The sequence below is a fragment of the Nocardiopsis exhalans genome, assembly GCF_024134545.1.
Taxonomy (GTDB): Bacteria; Actinomycetota; Actinomycetes; order Streptosporangiales; family Streptosporangiaceae; genus Nocardiopsis; species Nocardiopsis exhalans.
This window is the reverse complement of sequence record NZ_CP099837.1, coordinates 3,291,589-3,317,979: the sequence shown is the minus strand read 5'-3', so window position 1 is coordinate 3,317,979 and position 26,391 is coordinate 3,291,589. Positions and strand designations below refer to the sequence as shown.

17 protein-coding genes are annotated in these 26,391 nt (G+C 70.1%); 5 read left to right on the top strand and 12 right to left on the bottom strand.

Annotated elements, in window-relative coordinates; all coding sequences use genetic code 11:
* Positions 1-79 precede the first annotated feature (79 nt).
* The gene (locus tag NE857_RS14655) at positions 80-1,120 is read right to left on the bottom strand and encodes a LacI family DNA-binding transcriptional regulator (protein ID WP_254421491.1); all 1,041 of its coding nucleotides are present in this window, start codon (positions 1,118-1,120) and stop codon (positions 80-82) included.
* 331 nt (positions 1,121-1,451) lie between these two features.
* On the opposite strand from NE857_RS14655, the gene NE857_RS14650 reads away from it, so the two are divergent.
* From NE857_RS14650 to yjfF, 4 genes are all read left to right on the top strand, one after another.
* Positions 1,452-2,411, top strand: a complete 960-nt coding sequence (locus tag NE857_RS14650) for an ABC transporter substrate-binding protein (protein WP_254421490.1) — start codon at positions 1,452-1,454, stop codon at positions 2,409-2,411.
* A gap of 82 nt (positions 2,412-2,493) precedes the next feature.
* Positions 2,494-4,035, top strand: a complete 1,542-nt coding sequence (locus NE857_RS14645) for a sugar ABC transporter ATP-binding protein (RefSeq protein ID WP_254421489.1) — start codon at positions 2,494-2,496, stop codon at positions 4,033-4,035.
* Positions 4,032-5,039, top strand: a complete 1,008-nt coding sequence (locus tag NE857_RS14640) for an ABC transporter permease (RefSeq protein ID WP_254421488.1) — start codon at positions 4,032-4,034, stop codon at positions 5,037-5,039. The genes NE857_RS14645 and NE857_RS14640 overlap by 4 nt, the downstream gene beginning before the upstream one ends.
* Positions 5,036-6,028, top strand: coding sequence for a galactofuranose ABC transporter, permease protein YjfF (yjfF, locus tag NE857_RS14635; RefSeq protein ID WP_254421487.1), 993 nt, complete (start codon positions 5,036-5,038; stop codon positions 6,026-6,028). Before NE857_RS14640 ends, yjfF begins: the two co-directional genes overlap by 4 nt.
* Before the next feature lie 347 nt (positions 6,029-6,375).
* Here yjfF and NE857_RS14630 read toward each other — a convergent pair whose 3' ends face one another.
* The 5 genes from NE857_RS14630 to NE857_RS14610 are packed head-to-tail and all read right to left on the bottom strand — an operon-like array spanning position 6,376 to position 11,424.
* On the bottom strand, positions 6,376-6,693 hold the full coding sequence (locus NE857_RS14630) for an L-rhamnose mutarotase (protein WP_254421486.1): 318 nt from the start codon (positions 6,691-6,693) through the stop codon (positions 6,376-6,378).
* A gap of 13 nt (positions 6,694-6,706) precedes the next feature.
* Positions 6,707-7,771 (bottom strand): rhamnose ABC transporter substrate-binding protein, encoded by a 1,065-nt coding sequence (gene rhaS / locus NE857_RS14625; protein ID WP_254421485.1) that lies wholly within the window; start codon positions 7,769-7,771, stop codon positions 6,707-6,709.
* Positions 7,768-8,874 (bottom strand): ABC transporter permease, encoded by a 1,107-nt coding sequence (locus NE857_RS14620; protein WP_254421484.1) that lies wholly within the window; start codon positions 8,872-8,874, stop codon positions 7,768-7,770. The genes rhaS and NE857_RS14620 overlap by 4 nt, the downstream gene beginning before the upstream one ends.
* Positions 8,858-9,910: an ABC transporter permease gene (locus NE857_RS14615; protein ID WP_254421483.1), complete on the bottom strand. Its 1,053-nt coding sequence runs from the start codon at positions 9,908-9,910 to the stop codon at positions 8,858-8,860. Before NE857_RS14615 ends, NE857_RS14620 begins: the two co-directional genes overlap by 17 nt.
* Positions 9,907-11,424 (bottom strand): sugar ABC transporter ATP-binding protein, encoded by a 1,518-nt coding sequence (locus NE857_RS14610; protein WP_254421482.1) that lies wholly within the window; start codon positions 11,422-11,424, stop codon positions 9,907-9,909. The genes NE857_RS14615 and NE857_RS14610 overlap by 4 nt, the downstream gene beginning before the upstream one ends.
* A 328-nt stretch (positions 11,425-11,752) precedes the next feature.
* Between NE857_RS14610 and NE857_RS14605 the strand changes: the two genes are divergently transcribed.
* A complete protein-coding gene (locus NE857_RS14605; RefSeq protein WP_254421481.1) occupies positions 11,753-12,802 on the top strand; it encodes a LacI family DNA-binding transcriptional regulator in 1,050 nt (349 codons plus the stop codon).
* Positions 12,803-13,137: 335 nt separating this feature from the next.
* Here the strand turns inward: NE857_RS14605 and NE857_RS14600 are convergent, their stop codons facing one another.
* From NE857_RS14600 to paaI, 6 genes are all read right to left on the bottom strand, one after another.
* Entirely contained in the window at positions 13,138-15,465 is a 2,328-nt protein-coding gene (locus tag NE857_RS14600) for a rhamnogalacturonan lyase (protein ID WP_254421480.1), read from the bottom strand.
* A gap of 126 nt (positions 15,466-15,591) precedes the next feature.
* Complete coding sequence (locus NE857_RS14595; protein WP_254421479.1) at positions 15,592-17,091, bottom strand: rhamnulokinase; 1,500 nt, start codon at positions 17,089-17,091, stop codon at positions 15,592-15,594.
* Positions 17,088-19,193 carry a bifunctional aldolase/short-chain dehydrogenase gene (locus NE857_RS14590; protein WP_254421478.1) on the bottom strand — a complete coding sequence of 702 codons (2,106 nt, stop codon included), beginning with the start codon at positions 19,191-19,193 and terminating at the stop codon, positions 17,088-17,090. The genes NE857_RS14595 and NE857_RS14590 overlap by 4 nt, the downstream gene beginning before the upstream one ends.
* Entirely contained in the window at positions 19,181-20,362 is a 1,182-nt protein-coding gene (gene rhaI, locus NE857_RS14585) for an L-rhamnose isomerase (RefSeq protein ID WP_254421477.1), read from the bottom strand. Before rhaI ends, NE857_RS14590 begins: the two co-directional genes overlap by 13 nt.
* A gap of 351 nt (positions 20,363-20,713) precedes the next feature.
* Entirely contained in the window at positions 20,714-22,045 is a 1,332-nt protein-coding gene (gene ltrA / locus NE857_RS14580; protein WP_254417703.1) for a group II intron reverse transcriptase/maturase, read from the bottom strand.
* 3,952 nt (positions 22,046-25,997) lie between these two features.
* Positions 25,998-26,375 (bottom strand): hydroxyphenylacetyl-CoA thioesterase PaaI, encoded by a 378-nt coding sequence (paaI, locus tag NE857_RS14575; protein ID WP_254421987.1) that lies wholly within the window; start codon positions 26,373-26,375, stop codon positions 25,998-26,000.
* Positions 26,376-26,391 lie beyond the last annotated feature (16 nt).

Here is a 26,391-nt window from a genome sequence, read left to right as displayed (position 1 = left end):
GTGGGCCTTCGCGGCTCCGGCGGCGCCCGGTGCCGGAGGCGGTTCGAGGGCCCGCTCCAGGGCGGGGCCCACCCGTGACTCACTCGGGTGGCGGGGCCACACTGTCGCGTTCGACCAGGGTCGGAGTGATCACCCGCCGGGTGGAGCAGCCGTTCTCCTCCTCTTCTCCGGAGATACGGGCCAGCAGCACGCTCAGCGTCTGGGCGGCCACCTTGTCGAAGTCGGGCCGCACGGTGGTCAGCGGAGGGATGAAGTACGCGGCCTCGGGCACGTCGTCGAAGCCCACCACACTCACGTCACCGGGGACCGAGCGGCCGCGTTCGTGCATCGCCCGCAGGATCCCCAGCGCCAGGTGGTCGTTGGCGGCGAAGACGGCCGTCACCTCCGGCATCCGGGCGAGCATCAGGCCCGCGCGGTAGCCCGAGGCGGCGCTCCAGTCCGCCGGGCTGACCGGCGGGACCTCCGCGTCACGGTCCTCCAGGGCCAGCTTCCAGCCCCGCAGCCGCCCTGCGGCGTCGAACCAGTCGGCGGGGCCCGCCACGTGCCAGACGGTCTCATGCCCCGCTTCCAGGAGGTATCGGGTGGCTTCGTAGGCTCCGGCCTCCTGGTCCACCGTCACCAGACCGTGCTGGCGTGTGGGGTCGCCGTCGATCGTCACCAGGGGCATGTCGGTGGGCAGCTGGGACAGGGCCTCGTCGGCGGCGGCGGTCGGCGCTATCACCACGATCCCGGCGGCGCGCTGTTCGCGGTGGTGTTCCACGGCCGCGGCGATGGCGACGGGGTCGAGCACCTCGACCCGGCGCACGCTGACCACGAAACCCCGGGCCGCGGCGGCCTGTTCGAAGGCGGCCAGCAGCGAGGAGGGGCCGAACAGAGTGGAGTTCTGCGCCACCACACCGAGGAGCTGGGATTTACCGGTGGCCAGGGTGCGGGCCGCCCGGTTGGGCCGGTACCCCAGTTGCTCGATGGCCGCGCGTACCCGCAGGCGGGTCCGCTCGCGGACGTTGGGGTGTCCGCTCAGCACCCGGGAGACCGTCTGGTGGGAGACACCCGCGAGCCGGGCTACGTCCGTCATCGCCGGTTCGCGGTTCACTCGGACGGACGGGGAAGTGTGCTCCACCCATGACTCCTTGGCTGCCGGGGTTACCGCTCACCGCCTTTGTGAGCGCTACCAGGCTATGTGATCGGTTCGTCGGACATCTGGCGGTTTCGCCTGGGCACAGGCTCCCGCGCGGCTCGCCCCGACACCACCCCAGGGGCCCGCACGCAGACACCGAGCGACTCTTTCGGAAACATAGTTGGCGTTAACATACTGCACCCCCCGATGGTCGACAAGAACCCTGAAATATCCGGTTAACGGGCTTGACGCGCCAAATGTTAGCGCTCACTATATTGGCAAAGTGACCCGGATCACCCCCACCCCTCGGGTCACACTGACTTGGAGGCCCCCGATGAAGAAGTGCATCACCGCGTCCACGGCGGCACTCGCCCTGCTGGCGGTCACTGCCTGCGGGACGGGCGGCTCGTCCCCCTCCGACGACGGGACCATCACCCTGGGCTTCTCCCAGGTCGGTGCCGAAAGCGGATGGCGCACCGCCAACACCGAGTCGATCCAGCAGGCGGCCGAGGACGCCGGGATCGACCTCCAGTTCTCCGACGCACAGCAGAAACAGGAGAACCAGATCCGGGCCATCCGCTCCTTCATCCAGCAGAACGTCGACGTCATCGCGTTCAGCCCGGTCGTGGAGACCGGTTGGGACGCCGTCCTGCTGGAGGCCCAGCGCGCCGACATCCCGGTCATCCTCACCGACCGGGCCGTCGACTCCGACGACGACACCCTCTACGAGACCTTCCTCGGCTCCGACTTCGTCGAGGAGGGCCGCAAGGCGGGCGAGTGGCTGGTCGACAACGCCGAGGGCCCGACCAACGTGGTGGAGCTCCAGGGCACCACCGGCGCCGCGCCCGCCATCGACCGCAAGGAGGGGTTCGAGGAGGCCATCGCCGGCCACTCCGACATCGAGGTCGTCGCCACCCAGACCGGTGACTTCACCCGTTCGGGCGGCAAGGAGGTCATGGAGGCCTTCCTGCGCTCCCACGACGACATCGACGTCGTCTACGCGCACAACGACGACATGGGGCTCGGCGCCATCGAGGCGATCCGCGCCGCCGGTCTGGAGCCCGGCGAGGACATCCGGATCATCACGGTGGACGCCGTCCGGGCCGGAATGGAGGCCCTGGCCGAGGGCGACATCAACTTCATCGTCGAGTGCAATCCGCTGCTGGGCGAGCAGCTGATGGAACTCGTGGAACAGGTCGTGGCCGGTGAGGAGGTCCCCAAGCGGATCGAGGTGGAGGAGACCACCTTCACCCAGGAGGAGGCCCAGGCGGCCCTCCCGGACCGCCAGTACTAGGACTCCCCCTCCCCGGAGCCCCGGCGCGCCCCTGACCCGCACCCGCCGCGCCGGGGCCCTCCCCACCACGAAAGCGCTGGCCATGTCAGAGAAACCGACGCCTTCGGCCGACCCCGTGGTCGACATGCGCGGCATCACCGTCGAGTTCCCCGGAGTACGGGCCCTGGCCGGGGTCGACCTCCGGCTGTACCCCGGTCAGGTCCACGCCCTGATGGGCGAGAACGGGGCCGGTAAGTCCACCCTCATCAAGGCCCTCACCGGGGTGCACCCACCCACCTCGGGCCGGATCCGCCTGCACGGCGAGCCCGTGGAGTTCACCGCTCCGGTCCAGGCCCAGGAGGCCGGGATCAGCACCGTCTACCAGGAGGTCAACCTCTGCCCCAACCTCTCGGTCGCCGAGAACATCCTGCTGGGCCGCGAACCGCGGCGGTGGGGGGCGATCGACCCCCGGGCCATGAAGGTCCGGGCCGCCCGGTTGCTGGAGCGCATCGGGTTGTCCGTGGACCCCGGATCCGTGCTGGGGTCCCACCCCATCGCCGTCCAGCAGCTGGTGGCCATCGCCCGGGCACTGGCCGTGGACGCCCGGGTACTGGTCCTGGACGAGCCCACCTCCAGCCTGGACGCGGACGAGGTCGCCGAACTCTTCCGGATCGTGCGCGTGCTGCGTGACGACGGGGTGGCGATCCTGTTCGTCTCCCACTTCCTGGACCAGGTGTACGAGATCGCCGACCGGATGACCGTCCTGCGCAACGGTGTCCTGGTCGGCGAGTACCTTCCGCAGGAGACCGACCGCCTCGAACTGGTCTCGGCGATGCTCGGCCGGGAACTGGGCACTCTGGAGGAGGTGGAACGCCGCTCCGAGGAGCGCTCCCCCGGCACCGCGCCCGTGCTCACCGCCCGCGAGCTGGGCCGCACGGGCGCCATCGCCCCCTTCGACCTGGAGATCCACGCCGGTGAGGTGGTGGGGCTGGCCGGGCTGCTCGGTTCGGGGCGCACCGAGACGGCGCGGCTGCTGTTCGGCGCCGACCGCGCGGACAGCGGGACGCTCAGCATCGACGGCCGCCGGGTCCGCCCCCGCGGCCCGCGCTCGATGATCGCGCGCGGGGTGGCCCTGTGCTCGGAGGACCGCAAGGCGGAGGGGGTCATCGCCGACCTGACCGTGCGCGACAACCTGGTCCTGGCCCTGCAGGCCGCCCGGGGGTGGATGCGCCCGGTGCCCCGGCGCACCGCCGACGCGCTGGTGGAGGAGTACATCGAACGGCTCGACATCCGTCCGGCCGACCCGAACGCCGTCATGGGGAACCTGTCCGGCGGGAACCAGCAGAAGGTCCTGCTGGCGCGCTGGCTGGTCACCCGGCCCCGGTTGCTCATCCTGGACGAGCCCACACGCGGTATCGACGTCGGCGCCAAGGCACAGATCCAGAAGGTCGTGACCGACCTGGCCGCCGACGGTATGGCGGTGCTGTTCGTCTCCGCGGAGCTGGAGGAGGTGGTCCGGGTCTGCGACCGCGTGGTGGTGCTGCGCGACCGCCGCAAGGTGACCGAACTCGACGGTGACGGGGTCACCGTCGACGAGGTGATGGCGGCCATCGCCGGGCACGAGCCGACGGCGGTGTCCCCGTGATCCGACACCACCTCTTCTGGCCGGTCGCCGCCCTGGTGCTGCTGATCGGGCTCAACGCCGTGGTCAACCCGGCGTTCCTGGAACTGCGCCTGCAGGACGGGCGCCTGTACGGCGGGGTCGTCGACATCCTGCGCAACGGCGCACCCACCCTGCTCATCGCGGTGGGCATGACCCTGGTGATCGCCACCCGCGGTATCGACCTGTCGGTGGGCGCGGTCGCCGCGATCTCCGGGGCCTTCGCCTGTACCTGGATCGCCGGTGGCGGGCACGCGTTCACCGCCATGACCCTGGCACTGGCCGTGTGCGTTCTCCTGGGCCTGTGGAACGGGTTCCTCGTCTCGGTCCTGGGTATCCAGCCGATCATCGCGACCCTGGTGCTGATGACCGCAGGTCGCGGCGGCGCCATGCTGATCACCGAGGGTCAGATCATCACGATCAACGATCCGCTCTACCGGCAGATCGGAGCGGGTTTCCTGGTCCTGCCGATCGCGATCCTGATCAGCCTGGGCGTGCTGCTGCTGGTGGGCGCCCTGACCCGCGGTACCGCCCTGGGGATGCTGGTGGAGGCCGTGGGGGCCAACCCGCGGGCCGGCCGGCTCGCCGGGGTGCGCTCACGCACCATCGTGTGGACCGTGTACGTGTTCGCCGGGCTGTGCGCCGGGGTGGCCGGGCTGATGATCAGCTCCAACGTCAGCGCCGCCGACGCCAACAACGCGGGTCTGTGGATCGAGATGGACGCGATCCTGGCCGTGGTCATCGGCGGTACGTCGCTGGCCGGCGGACGCTATTCACTCACCGGCACACTGGTGGGCGCCCTGGTGATCCAGACCCTGACCACCACCGTGTACAACGTCGGGATCGCGCCCAACACGATCCTGGTGTTCAAGGCGCTCGTGGTGATCGCCGTGTGCCTGCTGCAGTCCCCCCGCTCCGCCCGGCTGTTCGGTCCCAGTCGGCCCGCCGGCTCCGCCCCGTCCCGTTCCAAGGAGGTGACCGCGGCATGAGAGTCCTGGACGTGACCCGGGCGCGGAACCGCGTCGAACGTCTGCCCCAGCGCTTCCTGCCGGTCATCGCCACGTTCGCGGTGTTCGTGTTGACCTTCGGCACCGGGGCGGTGCGCTACGACGGGTTCGCCTCCGCGCAGATCTTCACCAACCTGTTCGTGGACAACGCGTTCCTCATCGTGCTCGCGGTGGGGATGACCTTCGTGATCCTGACCGGCGGCATCGACCTGTCGGTGGGCGCGGTGGCGGCGCTGTCCACGATGATCGCCGCCGCCACGCTGCATGCGGGATGGCCGCCGCTGATGTCGGTGCTGGCCGTCCTGGTCACCGGCACCACGCTGGGCCTGCTCATGGGTCTGGTGATCCACGTCTTCGACGTACAGCCCTTCATCGTCACCCTGGCCGGGATGTTCCTGGCCCGGGGGCTGTGCCTGCTGATCAGCGTGGAGTCGATCTCCATCACCGATCCCCTCTTCCGGACGATGGCCACCGGAACCATCACCCTCACGGACGGGGTGACCCTGACCTACAGCGTCCTGATCGCCCTGGCCGTGGTGCTGGCCGCCGTGTACGTCCTGCACCTGACCCGGTTCGGCCGCACCGTGTACGCGGTGGGCGGCAGCGCGTCCTCGGCCCGTCTGATGGGTCTGCCCACCGACCGGGTCCGGGTGGGCGTGTACGCGGTGAGCGGGTTCTGCTCGGCCCTGGGCGGGCTGCTGTTCAGCCTGTACATGCTCTCCGGGTACGGCCTGCACGGGGTCGGTATGGAACTGGACGTGATCGCCGCGGTGGTGATCGGCGGGACCCTGCTGAGCGGCGGGGTCGGCTACGTGGCCGGTTCGGTCCTGGGCGTGCTGGTGCTCGGCACCGTGCAGACGCTGATCTCCTTCGAGGGTTCCCTCAGCTCCTGGTGGACCCGGATCGTCATCGGGGTGCTGCTGTTGGCCTTCATCATGTTCCAGCGCCTCATCGTGCGCCGAACCGAATGACCCGGGCCCGCTGACAAGCACGGCCCCGTCCGCCGGACCCCGTGTCCTGCGGACGGGGCCGACCCGTGCGTCCGTGCTGTGTCAGCCGGGTTCGACCGTTGCGGTCCCGGCACCGTTCACGAGCGCGCCGTTCCGCTCACCCGGCAAGGCGACCGGCAGCCACACCCGCATGGCGGCGGGGCCGCGCTCGGCCCAGGAGTGGTACGGGGCGAGCGGCGACCCGACCGGCCGGGGCCCTCTGTTGCGGCGGGACCTCCGTAGGGCCAGGCCCCGCCCCGGCCGGGCCGCCCGTGGCAGGGCGGCCGCAGCTCCGGGGCACCGGCTGTCGCGGTGAGGACGCGGTGTTCCTAGGGCAGGTGGAAGATCTCCGTCAGCGGAACCATCCCCTCGTCGGGGCGACCGTCCAGGCCCTCGAAGAAGGGCGCCATCTCGGCCTGCCAGCGGGCGTTGACCCCGGTTGCGGCCATGGCCGCACGGGCGGCCTCGAAGTCCTCGGTCTCCAGGTAGCCGACCACCGTGCCGCGCTCGTCGCAGAACAGCGAGTAGTTGTGCCACCCGCTCTGCGACAGCGCTCGGCGCATCTCGGGCCAGACCTCGGCGTGGCGCTGTCGGTACTCCTCCAGCCGGTCCTGGCGCACCTTGAGTACGAAGCAGACGCGTCGCATGCGTGGCCTCCGGTCAGAAGTCGAAGTCGTCGATGTTGTCGGCGTCGAAGACCTGCGGCGGGCCGAGCACGATCTCGCGGTCGGTCTCGAAGGTGTACTCGCCCAGGCGTCCGGCGGTGAAGGTCTCGCCCTCGGCCCCGGTGATCTGCCCGGCCTTGAGCGCGGCGCCGGTGTACCCGGCCAGGTAGCCCAGGTCGAGCGGGTTCCACAGGGCGAACTCCTCGACGGTGCCGTCGTTGACGAACTCGCGCATCTGGTTGGGCGTGCCCAGGCCGGTGACGGCCACCTCGCCCTTGTACTCGGAGTCGCTCACGTAGCGGGCCGCCGCCGCCAGGCCCACCGTGGTCGGCGAGACCACGCCGCCCAGGTCGGGGTGCGACTGCATCAGGCCCTGCATCTCCTGGAAGGACTGCAGGTCGTCGTCGTTGCCGTAGACGGTGTCCACCAGCTCCAGGTCGGCGTACTCCTCCTCCTGAAGCACCTCCTCCATCGCCGCGATCCAGGCGTTCTGGTTGGTGGCGTTGGGGGTGGCCGACAGCACCGCGAAGGTGCCCTCGCCGCCGAGCTGCTCGGAGATCATCTCCACCAGCGTGCGGCCGATGAGCTCGGTCGTGGACTGGTTGACGAACACGTCGGTGCAGTTGGCGTCGGAGTCGTAGCCCACGATGGCCGCGCCGTTGTCCCGGGCCTCGTTGAGCGCGGGGCACACCGCGTCGGGGTCGTTGGCGGCGATGACGATGACGTCGCTGCCCGCCTGGCTGGCGGCGTTGATGTACTCCACCTGGGAGTCCGCGGTGGCCTCGGTGCCCCCGCGCTCGGTGGCGGTGCCGGCGACCTCCTCCACCGCCTCGGTGCCGCCCTCGTTGACGATGTCGAAGAAGGGGTTGTTGAGCTGCTTGGGCAGGAAGTCGATCTGCAGGCCCTCGGGGATCTCGGCGCCGGGGTCGGCGGTCCCGGTGGGACGGGAGTCGTTCTCCTCCTCGGCGCTGTCGATGGTGGTGCCGCCGCAGGCGGCGGTCATCAGCACGGCGAAGGCCGATGCGGCCAGGAACAGGTGGCGCGGGCGGGGCTGGGTCATGACTCTTCTCCCTTGGTGGAGGCGGACACGGGGGCGGGCGGAGGGGACGGGCGTGGAGCGCGGGCGGCTCTGAGCCGGGCCACGAGGTTGGGGGTGACGACGGAGGCGATGAGGATGAGACCGGTGACGACCTGGAGCACCTCGCTGCCGATACCGAACAGCTGGAGCGCGTTGCGGATGACCCCGAGCAGCAGGACTCCGCTCATCACCCCGAGGACCGATCCGACGCCGCCGAAGATGGAGACCCCGCCCAGCAGGACGGCGGCCACCACCTGCAGCTCCAGGCCGAAGGCGGTGTCGGCGCGCGAGGTGCCGTACTGCAGGGTCCAGAAGACTCCGGCGGCGGAGGCCACGGTGCCGCTGAGGGTGAAGAGCCAGAACTTGGTCCAGCGCACCGACACCCCGGTGAACCGCGCGGCCTCGTCGTTGTTGCCGATGTCGAACAGCGACCGGCCGACGGCGGTGGCGTGCAGCAGTACCCCGAACAGCACGGCCAGGACCAGGACGGCCACCGCGATCCACGGCAGACCGGGCAGGCCCAGGAAGTGCTCGCGGGCACCGCCCACCCAGGCGCTGGGGTAGCTGGCCACGGCCCGGTCGCCCAGCAGCACGTAGGCCAGGCCCCGGTACAGGGCCATGGTGCCGATGGTGACGGCCAGGGAGGGCAGCCCGCACACGGTGACCAGGAAGCCGTTGAAGGCGCCCAGGAGCGCGCCCACACCCAGGCAGATCCACAGCGCGGTCTCGATGGGGACCCCCGACTCCCACAGCACGCCCAGGGTCGCGCTGCTCAGGGCCAGGGTGCTGGCCACCGACAGGTCGATCTCACCGGTGATGACGATGAGCGTCATCGGCAGCGCCATCAGGGCGATCGCCGCCACGCTGAGCAGCAGGAAGTCGACGTTGCGCGCGGTGGCGAACATGTCCACGAACAGCACGGCGCCCAGGAGGGCCACCAGGAGCGCGGAGACGACGGGGGTCTCGCGTCCGGACAGCAGGGAGCGCAGGCGGACGGCCCCGGAGCGCCTGTTCGGTCCCGGTTCCGGGTCGCCCACCCGGTCCGGTGCGGTCGCGGTGACGGTGCGTTCAGGCGCCACGGGCACCTCCTCCTCGAAGTTTGCGCGCGGTACGCAGCGCCAGCAGCCGGTCCAGGCCGATGGCGGCCAGGATGAGCGCGCCCACCACGGCCTGGTGCCAGAACTGGTCGATGCGCCAGATGGGCAGTGCGGCGGTGATGGTCGTGAGCAGGACCGCGCCCAGGGCGGCGCCGTAGACGGTGCCCACTCCGCCCGCGATGGCCACGCCGCCCACCACCGCGGCCGCCACGACCTGGAGTTCCATGCCGGTGCCGACGGTGGAGTCCACGGTGCCGTAGCGGGCGGCGAACAGCACTCCGGCGAGCCCGGCCAGGGCCCCGTTGGCCGCGAAGGCGAGCATGACGCGGCGGGTGGCCGGGATGCCCGACAGCCGGGCGGCGTCGGCGTTGGAGCCGATGGCGTACAGTTCCCGGCCCGAGCGGTAGCGGGCCAGGTAGAAGCCGACCGCGGCGACCACGGCGATGGCGACCGCCGCCGGCAGCGGCACGCCCAGGACGCTGACCCGCCCCAGCAGGAGGAAGGCGGCGGGCATGTCGTGCGCGTTGACCTGGCCGCCGTCGGCCCACCAGTGGTTGAGGCCGCGGTAGGCGTAGAGGGTGCCCAGGGTGACCACCAGGGCGGGTACCTGGACGGTGGTCACGAGCAGGCCGTTGACCAGGCCGCACACCAGGCCGATGCCGACCCCGGCGAGTACGGCCGCGGGGACGGGCAGGCCGGGGAAGGTCACGAAGAGCAGTCCCGTGCCGAAGGCGGACAGGCCCATGACCGAACCGACCGACAGGTCGACGTTCTTGGTGATGAGCACCAGGGCCTGGCCGACGGCCAGGACGGCCAGGACGGTCGCGCCGAGGAACAGGTCGCGCACCCCCTGGCTGGACAGGAATCCGGGGTTGTGCAGCCAGGTGGCGGTGATGAGCGCGACCACGGCCAGGAGCACGCCGAGTTCGCGGAACTGGCGCTGGCGGCGGGCGGGGCGCCCGCTGGGCTGGGCGGGCGCGCCCGCGGTGGAGGTCTGGGGGGCGTTGCCGGTGGCGTTCGTCATGCGGCCTCGCTCGGTCGCTGTCCGGTGGCCGCGTACATGACCGACTCCTCGTCGGCCTCGGCGCGGTCGAGTTCGGCGGTGATGCGGCCCTCGTGCATGACCAGGACCCGGTCGGCCATGCCCAGGACCTCGGGCAGTTCGCTGGAGACCATGACGATGGCCAGGCCCCGGCCGGCCAGGGTGGAGAGCAGGCGGTGCACCTCGGCCTTGGTGCCCACGTCGATTCCGCGCGTGGGCTCGTCGACGAAGAGCACCCGGGGCTCGGTGGACAGCCACTTGGCCAGCACGACCTTCTGCTGGTTGCCGCCGGAGAGCGTGGACACCGGGTCGTCGAGTCGGCCGAACTTGAGGTTGAGCCGTTCGCCCCAGTGCTCGGCGAAGGCGCGTTCGGTGCCGGAGCGCAGCAGTCCGAGGCGGCTGAGCGCCCGGCGGCGGGTGGCGGTGGCGTTGCGTTCGATGGAGGACTCCATGACCAGTCCCTGTTGGCGCCGGTCCTCGGGGACCAGGGCGATGCCCGCGGCCATGGCGGCCCTGGGCCTGCCGCCGGCCAGGTCCCGGCCCCGTACGCGGACGGACCCGGCGTCGTAGCGGTCCACGCCGAACACGGCGCGGATGACCTCGCTGCGCCCGGCGCCCACGAGCCCGGCCAGGGCGACGATCTCCCCGGCCCGCACGCTGAAGGACACGTCGGCGAAGACGCCGTCGCGGGTCAGGCCCTCGACCTCCAGGGCGGTCTCCCCGTGCTCGGCCTCCTCCTTGGGGTAGAGGCTGCTCACCTCGCGTCCGACCATGCGGCGTACGACGGTGTCCACGTCCAGCTCGGCGACGGGGTCGCAGGAGACGAAGGCGCCGTCGCGCACGACCGTGATGCGGTCGCACAGGGAGAAGACCTCGTCGAAGCGGTGCGAGATGAACAGCAGTGCCGCACCGCTCTCGCGCAGGGTCCGCGCCACGGTGAACAGGCGCTCGGCCTCCACACCGGACAGGGCCGCGGTCGGCTCGTCCATGACCAGGACCCTGGCCTGACGGGTGAGGGCCTTGGCGATCTCCACCAGCTGCTGGTCGGCGATGGACAGTCCGCGTGCGGGGCGGTCGGGATCCATCTGGACGCCGAGCCGGGTGAAGACCTCCGCGGTCTCATGGCGCATCCGCCGACGGTCGATGGTGCGCAGCCGGGTGCGGGGCTGGCGGCCGACGAAGATGTTCTCGGCCACGGAGAGGTCGGGGAAGAGGGTCGGCTCCTGGTAGATGACCGCGATGCCGGCGTTCTGGGCGTCGGCGGGCGCGGAGAAGGCGGTGGGCTCTGCGTCCACGAGCACCTGTCCGCTGTCGGGGCGGTGCACTCCCGCTATGGTCTTGACCAGGGTGGACTTGCCCGCCCCGTTCTCGCCGACCAGGGCGTGGATCTCTCCGGAGCGCAGCTCCAGGGACAGCCCCCGCAGGGCCCTGACGCTCCCGAAGGACTTGGTGACGTCGACCAGGGCGAGGGGTGGAGGGACCTCTGTCGGGTCCACGTGCGCCCTCCTTCTTCGGTGCGGGTCGGGTGGCGGACCACCAGACTCAAAAACGTTTTAATATGATGGGGATGTTAAGTGCAGCACATTCCACCGTCAAGGGGATCACGGGAAAATAGGCAGGTATCGCCCTGGTAACGACGTCGCGACCTTCGCCGGAACGCCGACGCAGCCGGGCCGGAGGCCACCCCGGCGGACTCTCAGGCATTGACACGTTTCAATTCGAATGTGAACATGTGACCCCAACGGGCAGCGCACACAGCCGGAGACACGTCCGGGTCAGTACGATGCCTCCCGTCGCCCCCAGTACACGCACGGGAGAGAATCCTTGTCCACCAGGTCCCGCTCCGCCCGCCGCACCGTGGGCATCACCGAGGTCGCCCGGCACGCGGGGGTCTCACCAGGCACGGTCTCCAACGTGCTCAACCGGCCCGAGCGCGTCGCCGAGGCCACCCGCCTGCGCGTGGAGTCCGCCATCGCCGAACTGGACTACGTGCGCAACTCCTCCGGCAGCAGCCTGCGCTCCGGGCGCAGCGAGTCCGTGGGACTGCTGGTACTGGATGTGACCAACCCCTTCTTCGCCGAGGTCGCGCGGGGCGTGGAGGACGAGGCAGCGACCTCGGGGCTGGCCGTGGTCCTGCTCAACTCCGCCGAAACGCACGAGCGCCAGCGGCGCAACGTACGGCTGCTGGCCGAGCAGCGCGCGGCGGGGGCGGTGGTCATGCCGGTGGACGACGACCTGTCCGACCTGCTGTGGCTGAGCCGGCGGGGAACCTCCTGGGTGGCGCTCGACCGGGGGGACGTCTCCGAGGACGTGGGGTGCAGCGTCAGCGTGGACAACCACGAGGGCGGCCAGGCGGCCGGGCGGCACCTGATCGGGTTGGGCCACGAGCGGGTCACCTTCCTGACCGGGCCGTTCGCGATCGAACAGGTCCGACGGCGCCACCAGGGGCTGCGCGCGGCCTTCGAGGAGGCCGGACTGGACCCGGACGCGGCGGTGCGGGTGGTGGAGCAGCCCCTGCTCAACCCCGAGCAGGGCGAGCGCGCGGTGGACGAGGTGCTGGCCGGAGGGCCCAAACAGCGGCCGCGGGCGGTGTTCTGCGCCAACGACCAGCTCGCGCTGGGCCTGATGAAGGGCCTGGGACGGCGGGGGCTGCGCGTCCCCGAGGACATCTCGGTGGTCGGTTACGACAACCTGGACTTCGCCGACCTGGTGCACCCCGGACTGACCACCGTGGCCCAGCCCAAGTACGAACTGGGGCGGGAGGCGATGCGGCTGCTGCACGCCGAACTCAACGACCCGGACCACCTGCACGAGCGGGTGCTGTTCACCCCGGAGCTGGTCGTGCGCGGATCCACGGCGGCCCACCGGAGCTGAGCACGAAAAGGCCCTGGGCACCGGTCAGTGCTGAGCGGCGGAAGATCCCCTTGGAGACGCCGCGGATCGCCTGGGCCTCGAGGACGCCCCGGTAGCCGTGGACGTCGTCGGTGTCACCGGACCGGTGGCCCGTGTTGGAACCGCCGTGCCGGGCACAGCCGATGCGGAGCGGACCGGGGCCAGTGCGTCCCTCCGGCCTTCGCCACCCCTTTGCGGCACCGGGCTCGTCCTGTCGGCCCTGCGCACTTCCCTCGCCGCGGACCACAGCGCTTCGCCCCGCCGAGCTGCTGCTCGGCGGGGCGAAGCGGGCGGCCCCGTCCGCCCGGCCCGTACCGCTACGGCTTCGGGTAGTGGGCCTCGGGCACCTGGACACGCGACCAGTCGATGTCGGAGCCGAAGTAGAAGCCCGGGTAGGTGGGCTGGTTGTAACCGCTCTGCTGCCCGGCCACGCCCACCCGGTACTGCGGGTCGTGCATCAGGGTGTGCAGTTTGCGGTCGGTCACCTCGGTGCTGGTGAGGATCCTCAGCGCCGTGCTGTCCTCGGTGCGCACGACCATCTCCTCGCGCCAGTCGCCGAACACGTCCGCGACCAGTCCGGGGTTGCCCTTCGTGCCGTTGTTGGTCAGGGTTCCCTCGGCGGTGAGCAGGGTCCCGCGGTTCCAGTCCTCGATCCTGGGCGTCTGGGTGACGTCGGGGGTCGCCATGCCCTCGACGATCTGGGTGGTCATGTCCGCGGACCAGCGGATGCTCATGTTCGTGCCCGGGGTCCGGTCGCCCATGAACTCGCCGTCGGCGCTCCACAGGCCGGCCTCGACGTCGTCACCGGGCGGCATGGAGGACCACGCCTCCAGGCCGGGGGTGTCGGGGTCGATGTCGCCCACCATGCCCCGGCCGGTGTCCGTGCCGGTGTATCCGCCGAAGAGCACCTCTCCGGTGGCGGCGTCGCGCATCGCGAACCCGTAGGGCGCGTGCGTGGCTCCCTCGTGGACCGTCCAGACCTCCAGGCCCTCCCGCCGGGGATCCAGGTCGCCTACGTGCATGGCGTCGCCGTGGCCGAGCTTGACGTACTCGCCCGCCACGTCGCTCTCCGGAGGGCCGTAGGCGTAGGAGGAGTACAGGAGCGAGCCGTCGTCGTCCACGGTGGCGGCGCCGTAGACGATCTCCTGTCGGCCGTCGCCGTCGACGTCGGCCACGCTGAACGAGTGGAAGCCCTGACCGGCCAGTGTGCCCAGCTCGGGATCGGTGCCCGCCCCGCCGTGCGGGGAGGCGTCGAAGGGGTTGTCCATGGGCACGTGGCCGCTGTCGGCGAGCCAGCGCTTCTGGAGGGACTCGCCGTCGAAGTCGTAGGCGGCCAGGGCCGAGCGCGTGTAGTAGCCCCGGGTGAAGACAGCTGAAGGGCTGCTGCCGTCCAGGTAGGCCACGCCCGACAGGAAGCGGTCGACCCGGTTGCCGGGCTCGATGCGCGCCATCGCGTAGTCGCCCCACATCAGGCCGTCGTCGCCGCGTCCGGGTTCGTAGCGGACGGTGTCCAGCTCCGCGCCGGTCAGCCCGTCGAAGACCGTCAGGTACTCGGGGCCGTGGACGACGAATCCCTCGAAGTCGCGCAGGTCGTTGCGGCCGCTGCGCGCGGGCGCGTACTCGTCGATGAAGTGGTCGGCGAGCGCCTCGGCGTCCCCGTGGCTGAGCGGGTACTCGTAACCCGGTTCCAGGCCGAAGGCCTCCTCCAGGGTCGCGGGCCAGTTCCCGGACTCGACCTCGGGGTGCTCGTGCCAGCCCCGGAAGGTCTCCACGAGGTGCTCGTAGTAGTCCTGTGAGCTCATGCGGTGGTCGTCGTCGTGGGTGTGGCCCGCCTCGACGTCCTCCTGCGGCAGGGTGATGTACCCCTCGGCCGACACCTGGCCGTCCTCGTCGAAGGTCAGCGTCCTCGTTCCGGGAGCGGTCTTAAACATCAGCTCGGCCCGGCCGTCGCCGTCGAAGTCGTAGACCAGTGGCTGGGTGTAGTGCGCGCCCGAGCGGATGTTCACGCCCAGGTCGACGCGGTGCAGCAGCTCGCCCTCCAGCGTGTAGGTGTCCACGTAGGTGTTGCCGGTGTAGCCCTTCTGGGAGACGTCCTTGGAGTTGGTGGGGTCCCACTTGACCACGAACTCGTAGCGGCCGTCTCCGGTGACGTCGCCCACGCTGACGTCGTTGGCGGTGTACTCGTAGGCCTCTCCGGCCGGGGTCGTGCCGCCCTCGGGTTTGTGCAGGGGCAGGTCGTGGTGGCCTTCGGCCCACACGGAGGCCTCGCCCTCGGGGCCGGCGCCGGGCCGCCCGCGTGGGACGGGAACGACGCGGTACTCGGAGGCGGCGGTTCCCCGCTCGTCCAGGAAGTTGGTGCTGTCCCTGACCATCCCGACGACCTTGCCGTCCCGGTACACCCGGAACAGGGGGCCCTGGAGCCCTGAGCCGGTGTGGCCGCTGACCTCGGAGGCGAGCAGGCGCCAGCTCAGGAAAACGCCTTCCTCGGTTTTGACCGCGATCAGGCCCCTGTCCAGCCGCTCCAGCTGGACTCCGGCCTCGGGCCGGGGTTCGGCGGCCGCGGTGGCGGCGGGCGCCAGCAGGGCCAGGCAGGCGGCGGCTGCCAGGGGACTCGCTTTCAGAAGGGAACGTGGGGGGGTCCTCATGGAGACGTCTCCTTTTGGGTCGGGGGTGGCTCACCCTAGCTGGCAAGCGCTTTCCCAAGAAGCCCCCGAAGGGGCCGCCCGGGAAGAAGGCAGGCGCAGGGCGGGGCGTTCGGACGGGTTGCCCGGTCAGGTGTTCCGTTCCGGCCACAGCAGGCGCTGCGCCCGGTCCCAGGGCGAGCGTTCGCCTTCGGGTTCGTAGGTGAGGGTGGTGAAGGAGTCCGCGACCACCCGGCGCAGTTCGGGCAGCCCTCCGCTGATCGCACCGACCGCGCGCGCCTGGACCAGGAGGTTGCCCACGGCCGTGCCCTCAGCCGGACCGGCGACCACCGGCAGACCGGTGGCGTCGGCGGTGAGCTGGCACAACAGCGCGTTGCGCGACCCTCCGCCGACCACGTGCAGCACCTCGGCCTCCTGCCCGGAGAGCTCGGCGGCCTGGCGCACGGCCCGCCGGTAGGCCAGGGCCAGGGAGTCCACCACACACCGCACCACCTCGGCCTCGTCGGCAGGCGGGCGCTGTCCGGTCTCGGCGGCGAATCCGGCGATCCGGGCGGGCATGTCGCCCGGCGGAGCGAAACGGGGATCGTCGACGTCGACCACACAGGACAGCTTCGGTAGACGGGCCGCCCGCGCCAACAGGTCGGGCAGGTCCGCCTCCCGCCCCCGGTCGCGCCAGGTGCGCAGGGACTCCTGGAGCAGCCACAGCCCGGTGACGTTGCGCAGGTAGCGCACGGTGCCGTCGACGCCGAGCTCGTTGGTGAAGTTGGCCGCGCGGCCCTGTTCGGAGAGCACCGGCCGGTCCAGCTCCACCCCCACGAGCGACCAGGTGCCCGAGGAGATGTAGGCGAAGCGCGGGGTCCGGGCGGGCACCGCGACCACGGCGGAGGCGGTGTCGTGCGAGCCCACCGCCACCAGTGGTGTTCCCGTGTCGCGCAGGTGTCCGATGGTGTGGCCGGGTTCGACCAGGTCCGGGAGGAGCGCCTCGGCAGCCACGCCGAAGCCCTGCTCCAAAAGGTCCAGGCAGGGCCGGGCCCAGCGCCGCCCGCGTACGTCCACCAGACCGGTGGTGGAGGCGTTGGTCAACTCGGCGCACCGCTCCCCCGTCAGCCAGTACCCGAGCAGGTCGGGGATGAGCAGCAGGTCCCGTGCGGCCGCCAGTTGGGCGCTCCCTGCGGCCGCGGCGAGTTGGAAGACGGTGTTGAACGGCTGTACCTGGAGGCCGTTGACGGCGTACAGCGCGGCCTGGTCCAGGTGCGCGAAGACCCGCTCCGCGGCTCCTTCGGTGCGGCTGTCCCGGTAGTGGACCGGGTTGCCGACCAGGGCTCCCTCGGCGTCCAGCAGGCCGTAGTCCACCGCCCAGGTGTCGATCCCCGCCGAGGCCAACGGCCCGTGGTCACGGGCGGCCCGGTCGAGGCCGCGGCGGGCGCCGGCGTACAGGGACAGCACGTCCCAGTGCAGGCGCTCGCCGCCCTCGACCGGGACGGTGACCGGGGTGTTGGCGAAGCGGGCCACCTCCTCGGTGCGCAGGACGCCGTCGACGAGGCGCCCGGTGATGACCCGGCCGCTGGAGGCGCCCAGGTCGATCGCGGCGTGCACCGCCGCCTGCCCCCTCTCGGCCACGGCGCTCACCGCAGGAACGCGGCGGCCACGCCGCTGTCCACGGGAACGTGCAGGCCGGTGGTGTGCGACAGCTCCCCCGCGGTGAGCGCGAACACCGCGGCCGCCACGTGCTCGGGCAGCACCTCGCGGCCCAACAGGGTGCGCTTGGCGTAGAACGCGCCCAGCTCCTCTTCCTTGACGCCGTAGACCTCGGCGCGCTGGGCACCCCAGCCGCCGGCGAAGATGCCCGAACCGCGCACCACACCGTCGGGGTTGACCCCGTTGACACGGATGCCGTGCTCGCCGAGTTCGGCGGCCAGCAGGCGCACCTGGTGGGCCTGGTCGGCCTTGACGGAGGAGTAGGCGATGTTCTTGGGTCCGGCGAACACCGCGTTCTTGGAGGCGATGTAGACGATGTCGCCGCCCATGTCCTGCTCGATCATGATGCGGGCGGCCTCGCGCGAAACCAGGAAGGATCCCTTGGCCATGACGTCGTGCTGCAGGTCCCAGTCGCGTTCGGTGGTCTCCAACAGGGGTTTGGAGATGGACAGCCCGGCGTTGTTGACCACCAGGTCCACGCCGCCGAAGGCCACGGCCGCCTCGCCCAGGGCCCGGGCTACGGCCCGGCCGTCGCTGACGTCGCAGGCCACTCCGACGGCGACGTCGGCGCTGCCGAGTTCGGCGGCGGCCCCGGCGGCCTTGTCGGCGTCCAGGTCGGAGACGACCACGCAGGCGCCCTCGGCGGCCAGACGGGTGGCGATGGCCTTGCCGATGCCGCTCGCGGCGCCGGTGACGAAGGCGACCCGGCCCGCCAGCGGTTTGGGCTCGGGCAGGCGGGCGAGCTTGGCCTCCTCCAGGGCCCAGTACTCGATGCGGAACTTCTCCGACTCCTCGATGGGTCGGTAGGTGGAGACCGCCTCGGCACCGCGCATCACGTTGATGGCGTTGACGTAGAACTCCCCGGCCACGCGCGCGGTCTTGGCGTCCTTGCCGAAGGAGAACATGCCCACGCCGGGGACCAGGACGATGGCCGGGTCGGCGCCGCGCATGGCGGGGCTGTCGGGCCGGGCGTGGCGCTCGTAGTAGGCGCGGTAGTCGGCCCGGTACTCCTGGTGGAGTTCGCGCAGCCGCTCCGCCGCCTGTTCCAGCGGTACGTCGGCGGGCAGGTCGAGCACCATGGGGCGGACCTTGGTGCGCAGGAAGTGGTCGGGGCAGGAGGTGCCCAGCGCGGCCAGCCGGGGGTGCTCGGCCGAGGCGAGGAAGTCCAGGACGGCGTCGCTGTCGGTGAAGTGGCCGATCTGCGGGTGGTCGGTGGAGGCCAGCCCGCGGATGAGGGGCGCCAGGGCGGCGGCGCGCTCGCGGCGCTCGGCCTCAGGCAGGGCGCCGTAGCCCTCCAGGGCGGGGCCGAAGGGCTGGGGGCGCCCCTTCTCCTGGAGGAAGCGCTCGGCGGTGCGGATGATCTCCAGCGAGTTGGCCTGGCACTGCTCACTGGTCTGGGCCCAGGCGGTGATGCCGTGGCCGCCCAGGATCGCGCCGATGGCGTCGGGGTTGTCCTCGGCGATCTGCGCGATGTCCAGGCCGAGCTGGAAACCGGGCCTGCGCCAGGGCACCCAGACCACGCGGTCGCCGAAGCACTCGCGGGTCAGGCGCTCGCCGTCGGCGGCGGTGGCCAGCGCGATACCGGAGTCGGGGTGCAGGTGGTCCACGTGGGGGGCGCGCACCAGGCCGTGCATGGCGGTGTCGATGGAGGGCGCGGCGCCGCCCTTGCCGAAGGCGCAGTGGTCGAAGGCGGCGACCATCTCGTCCTCGCGCTCCTCGCCCGGGTAGACGTCCACGAGGGCGCGCAGGCGGTCCAGGCGCAGGACGGCCAGGCCCTCCTCGGTGAGAGTGCCCAGGTCGCCGCCGGATCCCTTGACCCAGAGCAGTTCGACCGGCTGCCCCGTGACGGGGTCGGTGCGGGTGCCGGCAGCGGAGGTGTTGCCGCCCGCGAAGTTGGTGTTGCGCGGATCGGCTCCCAGGGCGTTGCTGCGTTCGACGAGCTGGGCGACGACGGATTCGGACACGGTGCTTCCCTGTTCGGTGTCGTGGTGGGGCCGGGCTGGGTGCTGTGCGGGCGGGATCATGCGCCCCATCCGGCCTGGGCGCCGCCCCTGCGCTCCTGCGCCACGCGCTCCGCGTAGCCGGACGCGGCGTGGGCGGCCATGGGGTCGGGGTGCAGCCCCTGCTCCTCGCGCAGGTCGGCCAGGAGCGGTCGTACGTCGGTGTTGTAGGCGTCCATGAGCACGGCGTTGGCGCCCAGGACGTCACCGGCCTCCTGGGCCCGGGCCAGGGCGTCGGGGTCCACGAGCAGGGCCTTGGCGGTGGCCTCCTGCACGTTCATCACCGAGCGGATCTGCCCGGCGATCTTGGGTTCGATGTTGTGGCACTGGTCGAGCATGAAGGCGACCTGGGTGTCGGCGGCCATCGCGCCGCCGCGCACCACCTCGTACATGATGCGGAAGAGCTGGAAGGGGTCGGCGGCGCCGACCATCAGGTCGTCGTCGGCGTAGAAGCGGGAGTTGAAGTCGAAGGCCCCGAGCCTCCCGGCTCTGAGGAGGAAGGCGACGATGAACTCGATGTTGGTGTGCGCCGCGTGGTGGCCGGTGTCGACGCAGACCACGGCCCGCTCCCCCAGTTCGAGGCAGTGGGCGTAGGCGGTGCCCCAGTCGGGGACGTCGGTGGCGTAGAAGGCCGGTTCGAAGAGCTTGTACTCCAGTTGGAGGCGCTGGTGGGGGGCGAGGCGCCCGTAGACCTCGCGCAGGGCCTCGGCCAGGCGGTCCTGCCGGGATCTGAGGTCGTCCTGGCCGGGGTAGTTGGTGCCGTCGGCGAACCAGAGCTTGAGGTCGCGCGAGCCGGTGGCGTCCATGACGTCGACGCACTCCAGGAGGTGGTCGATCGCCTTGCGGCGCACCCGGGGGTCGGAGTTGGTGACGCTGCCGAGCCGGTAGTCGTCGTCCTGGAAGACGTTGGCGTTGATGGTGCCGATACCGATGCCCAGGTCACGCGCGTGGTCGGCCAGCGCGCTGTAGTCCTCCACCCGGTCCCAGGGGATGTGCAGGGCGACGGTGGGTGCCACACCGGTGTGGCGGTGCACCTGGGCCGCGTCGGCGAGCTTCTCCCAGGGGTCGCGGGGCACCCCGGGCTGACCGAAGACCTTGAAGCGGGTTCCGGAGTTCCCGAAGGCCCAGGAGGGGAGTTCGATGTGCTGGCGGCGCAGGACGGCGAGGGTGTCGGAGTGCGAGGCCGCATGCGGTGTGACCACGGTGGGGCTCCGTTCGGCTGGTGCGGGATCGTGGCTCAAGCGATCATTGAATCGTTTTATTCAACTGGCGAAAAAGCTATCCCGAGACCAGTGGAGGTGTCAACAGTCACACTGAGAACCCCTGGGAAACCACCAGGAGGCGCTGCTTACAACGTTTTATCCGCTTACCGCAACCGTCCGCCACACCCGGGGGATCCAGGGGCGAACACCGCGGACAGAAAGCGCTTTCCTGCCATCTTCGTACTTTCGCGTCGTGTTTGTCCACCCTGCCCGCGGAATCGGGTAGGAGGGCCGGGTCGCCCGGCCCTCCCCCCACACCACCGGACATGCGGGCCCGCATCCGGCGGTTCGTCAAACTGATCTCAACCGCTGCCAGGTCGGCTTGAGCATCCGCAGACCAAAGCCCTCCCAGTAGGAGTTGGGCAGCGCCTGCTGAAGGACGACCGAGCCACCGATCCGCCAGTACCCCTTGCTGCTGATCGCCCAGTCCCGGGCCACACGATCCGAGATACCGAGCGAGCGCAACATCCGGCGGCGGGTCCTGGCCCGCTTCCATTCCTTCCAACGGACCTGCCGCATCCTGCGGCGGAGCCATTCATCCAACCCCTGGAACACCCTGGGGGTGTCCGCGAGCCGGAAGTAACCCATCCACCCGACGATGAACCGGTTCAACCGGCCGATGCGATACTCCATCGCAACCGACCACCGGCGCGAGGTCAGCTCCCGGATCCGCACCTTCCAGCGCCTGAGCGCCTTGGGATCGACCCGGATACGCACCCCGGCCCGGGTGAAGTAGAAACCGAACCCCAGCAACGTCGCGACGGATGCCGGAACCACCTTCGACTTCTCCCGGTTCACCTTCAGCTTCAACCGCTGCTCGACCACGACCGTGATCGAGTCGAGCACCCTGTGAGCGGCCCGCCTGCTACGCGTGAAGACACGGATGTCATCGGCGTAGCGCACGAACCGGTGACCGCGACGCCACAGCTCCCGATCCAGGTCGTCGAGCATGATGTTGGACAGGACCGGCGAAAGCGGAGACCCCTGCGGGGTCCCCTGCGCGCTCGGCATCTTGACCCCGTCCGCCATGATCCCGGCTTCCAGAAAGGACCGGATCAGTCGCAGCACCCTGCGGTCGTCAACCCTGCGCGCCACCCGGGCCATCAACACATCGTGCTGGACCCGGTCGAAGAACCGGTCCAGGTCGATGTCCACGACCCATCGGTGGCCGTCCTCAATAGCCCGCCGCGCGACCCGCACCGCCTGATGGGCGGACCGGCCGGGACGGAACCCGAACGAAGACCCGGAGAACTCCGGGTCGAAGATCGGGGTGAGGACCTGCGCGATGGCCTGCTGGATCAAACGGTCCAGCACCGTGGGAACACCCAGCATCCGCTCGCCGCCCCCGGGCTTGGGGATCATCACCCGGCGGACCGGCGAGGGCCGGTATCTCCCCGCGTCGAGTTCTTCCCGAACGCCCTCCCAGTGCTCGCGCAGCCATCCCCGCAGATCAGCGGTAGTGACTCCATCCACACCCGGGGCACCCCGGTTGGTCTCGACCCGTTCGAGCGCCGCGGCCAGGTTCGCGCTGGACAGCATTCGCTGCCACAGATCCCCCTGGCCGTGGTGGACATCGTCTCCAGGCCGCGCCGACAGGTCACTACGCTCTACGGCGGTACTCAACGGAAATGCACCGTCCCCTCCCACCGCAGGCCCGCCTTCGGCGGGGTGGCTGCGATCTGTGTGACCAGCACGAGCGGCACCGGTTCCTCTGTCCCATTTGACGTTCGGCCCTTCCCAGCCCACGAGCGATCCCGGCTGGTACTACGACCTCTGCTGACTTCTGCCCGGTCAGCCGCTCCCTTGCGGTCGCGGCCGTCGGCGCGGCGACATACTCAGCACAACCGACACCCGGACAGACCTCCCCAGGTAAGAACAGCTACTTTCCCCCTACGCCTGCCGCATCTACACCCCGGCCGTCTTGGCAGTGACGGGCTTCGCCATCCATGGCTGGCTCACCCCGACCGGACTGCCTTGTATGCGGTTCGTGTTCCTCAGTGCAGGGTTTCGCCTCGGGCTTCCTCCCGACCCCACCTCGCGGTGACGCCGTTGCCTCCGGCTCAGAGTTAGCACTGCCGCTTCCTCTAGAGGACTTCCACCTCCAAGCAACTGCCCATGCTGGGCACACATCGGGTAGGCGGGTCGGGTCACCCGACCCGCCTCCCACACCACCAGGCATGCGGGCCCGCACCTGGCGGTTCGTCAAGCCGTCTCAGACGACGACCGGCCCGGCCATCAAGGCCCGGACCCATGGATCCAGCTCTTGGGAACTGCGCCGTGGCCGCCTACGCACCAGCATGAAGCAGCTCTGAGGGAATGCACCCTCTCCGCCCCACGGTGGACCGGCTCTCAGACCGGCTTACAGCGATCATTACGACCCAACCGAGCAAGCCCCCTCCTTCTGCTCCACTCGACGTTCAGCCCTTCCTGACCTGCCGGTCAGTACTATGGCCTCTGCTGACTTCTGCCTGGTCAGACCCACCCTTGCGAGCGGACCCGTCGGCGCAGCGACAACTCAGCAAACCGACACCCAGACAGACCTCCCCGGATAAGAACAGCCACTTTCCCCCTACGCCTGCCGTGTTTACACCCCGACCGTCTTGACGGTGACGGGCTTCGCCATCCGTGGCTGGCTCACCCCGGTCGGACTGCCTCATACACGGTTCGTGTTCCTCAGTGCAGGGTTTCGCCTCGGGCTTCCTTCCGACCCCACCTCGCGATGACGCCGTTGCCTCCGGCTCGCGGTTGGCACCATCTCCTCCCGCAAGGGACTTTCACCCTCAAGCAACTGCCCATGCCGGGCGTACATCGGGTAGGCGGGTCGGGTCACCCGACCCGCCTCCCACACCACCAGGCATGCGGGCCCGCACCTGGCGGTTCGTCAAGCCGTCTCAGACGACGACCGGCCCGGCCATCAAGGCCCGGACCCATGGATCCAGCTCTTGGGAACTGCGCCGTGGCCGCCTACGCACCAGCATGAAGCAGCTCTGAGGGAATGCACCCTCTCCGCCCCACGGTGGACCGGCTCTCAGACCGGCTTACAGCGATCATTACGACCCAACCGAGCAAGCCCCCTCCTTCTGCTCCACTCGACGTTCAGCCCTTCCTGACCTGCCGGTCAGTACTATGGCCTCTGCTGACTTCTGCCTGGTCAGACCCACCCTTGCGAGCGGACCCGTCGGCGCAGCGACAACTCAGCAAACCGACACCCAGACAGACCTCCCCGGATAAGAACAGCCACTTTCCCCTACGCCTGCCGTGTTTACACCCCGACCGTCTTGACGGTGACGGGCTTCGCCATCCGTGGCTGGCTCACCCCGGTCGGACTGCCTCATACACGGTTCGTGTTCCTCAGTGCAGGGTTTCGCCTCGGGCTTCCTTCCGACCCCACCTCGCGATGACGCCGTTGCCTCCGGCTCGCGGTTGGCACCATCTCCTCCCGCAAGGGACTTTCACCCTCAAGCAACTGCCCATGCCGGGCGTACATCGGGTAGGCGGGTCGGGTCACCCGACCCGCCTCCCACACCACCAGGCATGCGGGCCCGCACCTGGCGGTTCGTCAAGCCGTCTCAGACGACGACCGGCCCGGCCATCAAGGCCCGGACCCATGGATCCAGCTCTTGGGAACTGCGCCGTGGCCGCCTACGCACCAGAATGAAGCAGCTCTGAGGGAATGCACCCTCTCCGCCCCACGGTGGACCGGCTCTCAGACCGGCTTACAGCGATCATTACGACCCAACCGAGCAAGCCCCCTCCTTCTGCTCCACTCGACGTTCAGCCCTTCCTGACCTGCCGGTCAGTACTATGGCCTCTGCTGACTTCTGCCTGGTCAGACCCACCCTTGCGAGCGGACCCGTCGGCGCAGCGACAACTCAGCAAACCGACACCCAGACAGACCTCCCCGGATAAGAACAGCCACTTTCCCCCTACGCCTGCCGTGTTTACACCCCGACCGTCTTGACGGTGACGGGCTTCGCCATCCGTGGCTGGCTCACCCCGGTCGGACTGCCTCATACACGGTTCGTGTTCCTCAGTGCAGGGTTTCGCCTCGGGCTTCCTTCCGACCCCACCTCGCGATGACGCCGTTGCCTCCGGCTCGCGGTTGGCACCATCTCCTCCCGCAAGGGACTTTCACCCTCAAGCAACTGCCCATGCCGGGCGTACATCGGGTAGGCGGGTCGGGTCACCCGACCCGCCTCCCACACCACCAGGCATGCGGGCCCGCACCTGGCGGTTCGTCAAGCCGTCTCAGACGACGACCGGCCCGGCCATCAAGGCCCGGACCCATGGATCCAGCTCTTGGGAACTGCGCCGTGGCCGCCTACGCACCAGCATGAAGCAGCTCTGAGGGAATGCACCCTCTCCGCCCCACGGTGGACCGGCTCTCAGACCGGCTTACAGCGATCATTACGACCCAACCGAGCAAGCCCCCTCCTTCTGCTCCACTCGACGTTCAGCCCTTCCTGACCTGCCGGTCAGTACTATGGCCTCTGCTGACTTCTGCCTGGTCAGACCCACCCTTGCGAGCGGACCCGTCGGCGCAGCGACAACTCAGCAAACCGACACCCAGACAGACCTCCCCGGATAAGAACAGCCACTTTCCCCCTACGCCTGCCGTGTTTACACCCCGACCGTCTTGACGGTGACGGGCTTCGCCATCCGTGGCTGGCTCACCCCGGTCGGACTGCCTCATACACGGTTCGTGTTCCTCAGTGCAGGGTTTCGCCTCGGGCTTCCTTCCGACCCCACCTCGCGATGACGCCGTTGCCTCCGGCTCGCGGTTGGCACCATCTCCTCCCGCAAGGGACTTTCACCCTCAAGCAACTGCCCATGCCGGGCGTACATCGGGTAGGCGGGTCGGGTCACCCGACCCGCCTCCCACACCACCAGGCATGCGGGCCCGCACCTGGCGGTTCGTCAAGCCGTCTCAGACGACGACCGGCCCGGCCATCAAGGCCCGGACCCATGGATCCAGCTCTTGGGAACTGCGCCGTGGCCGCCTACGCACCAGCATGAAGCAGCTCTGAGGGAATGCACCCTCTCCGCCCCACGGTGGACCGGCTCTCAGACCGGCTTACAGCGATCATTACGACCCAACCGAGCAAGCCCCCTCCTTCTGCTCCACTCGACGTTCAGCCCTTCCTGACCTGCCGGTCAGTACTATGGCCTCTGCTGACTTCTGCCTGGTCAGACCCACCCTTGCGAGCGGACCCGTCGGCGCAGCGACAACTCAGCAAACCGACACCCAGACAGACCTCCCCGGATAAGAACAGCCACTTTCCCCCTACGCCTGCCGTGTTTACACCCCGACCGTCTTGACGGTGACGGGCTTCGCCATCCGTGGCTGGCTCACCCCGGTCGGACTGCCTCATACACGGTTCGTGTTCCTCAGTGCAGGGTTTCGCCTCGGGCTTCCTTCCGACCCCACCTCGCGATGACGCCGTTGCCTCCGGCTCGCGGTTGGCACCATCTCCTCCCGCAAGGGACTTTCACCCTCAAGCAACTGCCCATGCCGGGCGTACCACGCGGAAGGGCCGGGGCGCCTGCCCCGGCCCTGCTTCGTCACCGCCCCGGACTACCCGTTCCGGGGCAGGGTGCGGCTGCGGCCGCGGAACTCGGCGATGACGTCCTCGCCTCGGCGGACCGTGACGTCGTAGACACCGCTGCGCCCGTAGAGCACGCGCTCCACGGCGGTCGCCACCAGCAGGTCGCCCTCCTTGGCCGGGGCCACGAAGGTCACGTCGGCCCCGGAGGCCACCGTCACCCCGCCTCCGTCCAGGTTGCAGGCGCAGGCGAAGGCCGTGTCGGCGAGCGTGAACACGAACCCGCCGTGGGCGATGCCGTGGCCGTTGACCATGAGCGGCCCCACGGTCATCTCCACCACCGCGAGCCCTTCGCCGGCCTCGACCAGGCGCATGCCCAGGTTCTTGGAGGCCCGGTCGGCTTCGAACATCCGCCAGGCGGTCTCG

Coding starts and splice junctions, on each gene's coding strand:
- rhaS (WP_254421485.1), bottom strand. CDS start 7,771: ATGACCCAGCCCCGCCCGCGCCACCTGTTCCTGGCCGCATCGGCCTTC.
- NE857_RS14615 (WP_254421483.1), bottom strand. CDS start 9,910: ATGACGAACGCCACCGGCAACGCCCCCCAGACCTCCACCGCGGGCGCG.
- yjfF (WP_254421487.1), top strand. CDS start 5,036: ATGAGAGTCCTGGACGTGACCCGGGCGCGGAACCGCGTCGAACGTCTG.
- NE857_RS14600 (WP_254421480.1), bottom strand. CDS start 15,465: ATGAGGACCCCCCCACGTTCCCTTCTGAAAGCGAGTCCCCTGGCAGCC.
- paaI (WP_254421987.1), bottom strand. CDS start 26,375: ATGTTCGAAGCCGACCGGGCCTCCAAGAACCTGGGCATGCGCCTGGTC.
- NE857_RS14650 (WP_254421490.1), top strand. CDS start 1,452: ATGAAGAAGTGCATCACCGCGTCCACGGCGGCACTCGCCCTGCTGGCG.
- NE857_RS14630 (WP_254421486.1), bottom strand. CDS start 6,693: ATGCGACGCGTCTGCTTCGTACTCAAGGTGCGCCAGGACCGGCTGGAG.
- NE857_RS14590 (WP_254421478.1), bottom strand. CDS start 19,193: ATGGGGCGCATGATCCCGCCCGCACAGCACCCAGCCCGGCCCCACCAC.
- NE857_RS14645 (WP_254421489.1), top strand. CDS start 2,494: ATGTCAGAGAAACCGACGCCTTCGGCCGACCCCGTGGTCGACATGCGC.